Below are 4,434 nucleotides of genomic sequence, written 5' to 3'. Positions count from 1 at the left end.
CGATCATCCTGCGCTCAATGAGGCAATTAAAAATAGTGACGAGATTGTTCCGGTCTTTATCCTGGATCCTGCGCTCATTAACCAGGCAGGTAGCAAGCGCCTTGCCTACCTCGGTCAGTCGCTTCGTGCCCTGGACCAATCTCTTAACGGTGGCCTACATCTCATGGTCGGCGATGTCGTCGAAGTCTTGAAGGAACTTCAGAAGCGCTATGGTGCGGATGAAGTTCATATTTCAGCAGAGTACGAACCATATGGTGCAGCTCGTGACGCCCGCGTTAAAGCAGCTGGTATCAACCTCATTGCCACAGGTAGTCCATATGCAGTTGCTCCGGGTCGCGTAGTAAAGCCAACAGATGGCACCCCATACAAGGTCTATACGCCCTTCTATAAAAACTGGTGCATCCATGGTTGGCGTGCACCTGCACCAACACCAAAGAAGATTGTCACTGCAACACCGACGGATAAAGATCGCAATTTTCCAGAATGGCAGATGCCTGAAGGCGCAATTATCGCCCCTGCTGGAGAGCAAGCCGCGCTAGAGCGATTTAAGAGATTTAAAAAGAGCGCTCTCGAAAATTATGATGAGACGCGCAATATTCCGGGGATAGATGGCACCTCAAAGCTCTCTACCTATCTAAAATTTGGTGAGATTCACCCTCGAACTCTCTTGGCTGGCCTGAGTGATAGCAAGGCTCATGACACCTTCCGTAAAGAGATCGCCTGGCGCGAATTTTATGCTGATGTGCTTTTTCACAACCCTCATACCGAGAACGATTATTACTCTGAGAAATTTGCGGCAATGCGTTATGACGCACCTGGTGCGCAGCTCGAAGCATGGAAGCAAGGTAGAACCGGATTTCCATTCGTTGACGCAGCGATGCGTCAGTTACTACTTGAAGGATGGATGCATAACCGATCCCGAATGGTTGTTGCATCCTTCTTGGTAAAAGATCTTCACCTCGAATGGCAACACGGCGCGGATTTCTTTAAAGAGCACCTCGTTGATTTCGATGTCGCCTCCAATGCTCATGGCTGGCAGTGCACTGCAGGAACCGGTACCGACGCATCTCCGTATTACCGAGTCTTTAATCCCATCGAGCAAGGAAAAAAGTTTGATCCTGATGGAGCATATATTCGGAGATATGTTGCAGAACTTGCCCACTTAAACGGCAGTGAAATTCACGAGCCGTGGCTCTATCTCGATGGCTATAGCCACGGTTATCCAGAGCGGATTGTCGATCATGCAGCCGAACGAATCGAATCACTAGAGCGACTTAAAGAAATTAAAGTTGAGCAACCCCTAAATCCATCTGCTTAGCTCGATACATGGCGTCATCAGCTCGCTTTAAGAGGTTTCCAGCTCCGTCGTTGTGGACATAACCGATGCTGACTCCTATTTGGATTGATATGCCACGCACAGTGAATGGATATGTCAGCGAGGCTCGCAGAGCGTGAGCGCTTTCAAGGGTCTCTTCGTAACTTCCGCGAATAAGCAGACCGAACTCATCCCCACCGAGTCGTGCCAATATGGCTCCAGTCGGAAGAGTGCGGATAAATCTCTGGGCAACTTGTTGTAAAAGCAGATCTCCTACTTCGTGCCCATATTGATCATTAACGGGTTTGAATTGATTGAGATCAAGCAGCATAAAAGCGCCCTCTGCCTGTGAAAAGTTTTCAATCTCTGCCAACATTCTTCGGCGGTTAGCAAGTCCAGTCAATTCATCAGTACGAGCCAACATTCTCTCTGATACCAAGGTTCGTGCTTCTCGAAGCGCTGTGCTCATACGGATAAAAGCGAGAAGCAAATTAGCAATCGATGGAATCAATATATACATCGGAAATATGTTGGGCTTCAAAGCGCTAATGGCGAGGAGTATGGGGCTAATAAAAATTGAGACAGCAACAAGGGCGGGATGGATCGGAGTGAACTTCTCTTTCTTTCTACTTTCACATGAAGTTGAATGAGCCATGAGAGCCACTGCTATAAGCCAACCATTATCAGCGATGCTGCCAAATGAATATCTGTGATTGAGTGCCAGCCAGAGATAATAAAAGTCTGTGAGTGCAAAAACTAAAACTCCCGAGGCAAAGAGGAGGCTCTGCCTATCGATTCCGCGAGTAATGAGCGTGGTAATTGCAATCAAGAGCAGCGCAAGATCGCCGACGGGGTAGAAGAGGGTAAAGAAATCTGACGATCCCGTCAGGGTATCTTCCGGGAAAATTGTTACTAATAAAAGTGTTGCTGCCATAGAAGTGAAGCCAAGTCCAAATATCAGTGAATCCAAAAGTTCTATGGGTCTCAACTTTGCAGTCAGTGCCGAAAGCCGCGGAATTGCTATGAGAATCAAGGGGTAAAAGAGTGTGTAAAAAATCTGCGTAGCCGCTGTGAATCGGGGGGTTTGGCTAAAAAGTTCATCAAAACTGGTTGCCAAGGATCCAATTCCCCAGAAGAAAATGGCTAAGGCGATAGCTCCTTGGGCTACGCGGTCGAGCGAGAGCGGGGCATAGACCACAACAACCAGTGCAATCAACCAGATGAGGTTGTAGAGATAGAGATCGCGTGCGACTGATTCGGTAGGTGCGATAAAGCGCCAGGTGATATGGCCTGCAATCAGAGTAGGGAGGAGATACCTGACCGCACGCGACATTGAACGATTACATAGAAAAGGCCCCCACCTATCAATAGGGGGAGCCTTATCTATGGAATCTATTGAGTTTTACTGAGTTAGAAGCCTTTTGCACAGAGAAGATTTGCTGATGCCTTTGAATCAGTCACATTTGCTGCGAGCTGATCTGGAGCGCTAGCAAGAAGTGCCTTCTTTGAGACAAGGTCTCTTACCTGAGTATCAAGCTTTGCGCGGCTTGTTGTGAGGATAAGAATCGCATTCGCAAGCTTTGAGATTGCATTGGAAAGTGCGAGCTTCTCTGCTGAATTGGTTGTCACATTGAGAGTCGCGCGAGACTTTGTAATTTGAGCCTTTGCAGCATCGAGTGCCGCTGTGGTTTTCGTAAGTGCTGCAGTTGCGGTTGCAAGATCTGCATCAAGTGCAGCAGTTTGCTCGGCAACATTGGCAAGGTCATTCTTTGCCTTGATTGCTGCGTTATATGACTTGATAGCTGAAAGGCACTCGACTGAAAGCCATGTGAGCTTTGAGTTCTTCACCAATGTGTTCTTTGCACACTTGTATGAATATCCTGAAACTTTTGTAGTTGCGTTGACCTTAGAGCAAGCAACACCATTGCTGATTTTTGTTGCTGCACTTGCAGGAACAGCAGTCACTGTTCCTGCTACAAGAACAGCAGCGAGAAGTGAGAGCGTGACCTTACGAATCATGAGAAACCTTTCGTTGATATGTGGCAATGGTACTTTGCAGGAGCTTCGATTTACCCCTTTCTAGCGGTGAAAAGTATGTGAATTTACCTCTGTTTAGTGCGGAGGGACATCCCCATCTTGCGGACAAATGATCGAGGTGCAGTTGCAATGATGGCTCGCAATATTTTGTACTGCCACCCAGGAATACTGACGGCCTTTCCCTTAAGTGCGTCATCCCATGCTTTGCGTACTAGAAATTCCGCATCGAGCCACATCCAATTGGGAATAGCACCCATCTTCATACCTGCACGCTGATGGAATTCGGTATGAGTAAAGCCAGGATTGAGCGAAATAACGTTGACATTGGTGGGCAGAAGCTGTGTGTGCAGCGATTCAGACATCACGGTTACAAAAGACTTAGCAGCGCTGTAGTGACCACCTGCGATAAATGCAGCGGTAGATGAAACGTTGATGACAATTCCCGAGTCTCGCTTTCTCATCTGCGGTAAGACTGCGTGCATCAATCGCATCGGAGCACGAACTAAGACATCAAGAACGCGTTGTTCATCGGCAATATCGCTGGATAAAAATGACTGGTTAAGACCGAAACCTGCGTTATTAATTAGAACTTCAACTTCGTTATCAGTCAGATATTTTTCAACGACTTCGCACTCTGTAGCAAGGTCGGCTGCGAGGATGACAACTTCGACCCCAAACTTCTCGCGTAGAAAGGCTGCACGTTCCTCCAACTTATCTTTGCTGCGAGCATTGATAACGAGGTTGTAACCCTTGCTTGCTAGCAGCTGTGCAAAGCTGTCACCGATACCTACGGTCGCACCCGTAATAAGAGCCCATTGCTTGGTCATCTAAAACACCAGACCTTTCGGATCTTCGTCGCGGATATGCCAACTGCTGTCGTACTGCTCAATTAAATCAAGGAATGGTTTCGGCTCGAGCCACTCTGGACCAACGACGCCTTGTGGTTTCCATGTTCCGTTTGCAATGAGCTCCATTGCAATCACAGGGTTAATTGCTGTCTGCCACACAACTGCTTGGTCTCCGTAGTTCTTCATCGACCACTCGTTATCTACAACGTTATATATGTAGCAGGCGTATGGCTG

At 47.7% G+C, this 4,434-nt stretch carries 4 protein-coding genes and 1 pseudogene; 1 reads left to right on the top strand and 4 read right to left on the bottom strand.

The features are described from left to right. Positions 1-1,318: cryptochrome/photolyase family protein (locus ACKOVI_RS01840; protein WP_509602258.1), on the top strand; the 1,318-nt coding region annotated here is incomplete at its 5' end. On the opposite strand, the gene ACKOVI_RS01835 is transcribed toward ACKOVI_RS01840, so the two are convergent. The 4 genes and pseudogenes from ACKOVI_RS01835 to ACKOVI_RS01820 form a co-directional block, all read right to left on the bottom strand. Then, complete coding sequence (locus ACKOVI_RS01835) at positions 1,284-2,648, bottom strand: GGDEF domain-containing protein (RefSeq protein WP_509602255.1); 1,365 nt, start codon at positions 2,646-2,648, stop codon at positions 1,284-1,286. The two genes, ACKOVI_RS01840 and ACKOVI_RS01835, sit on opposite strands and share 35 nt — an antisense overlap. A 77-nt stretch (positions 2,649-2,725) precedes the next feature. Then, complete coding sequence (locus ACKOVI_RS01830) at positions 2,726-3,334, bottom strand: hypothetical protein (RefSeq protein WP_509602253.1); 609 nt, start codon at positions 3,332-3,334, stop codon at positions 2,726-2,728. Positions 3,335-3,417: 83 nt separating this feature from the next. Next, the gene (locus ACKOVI_RS01825) at positions 3,418-4,179 is read right to left on the bottom strand and encodes an SDR family NAD(P)-dependent oxidoreductase (RefSeq protein ID WP_509602251.1); all 762 of its coding nucleotides are present in this window, start codon (positions 4,177-4,179) and stop codon (positions 3,418-3,420) included. Next, positions 4,180-4,434 (bottom strand): annotated as a pseudogene (locus tag ACKOVI_RS01820) (ATP-binding protein); the annotation flags it as partial.

This window comes from Candidatus Planktophila sp. (assembly GCF_046070465.1).
Classification (GTDB): domain Bacteria; phylum Actinomycetota; class Actinomycetes; order Nanopelagicales; family Nanopelagicaceae; genus Planktophila.
The sequence above is the reverse complement of the archived record's forward strand: the minus strand, read 5'-3'. Positions and strand labels throughout refer to the sequence as shown.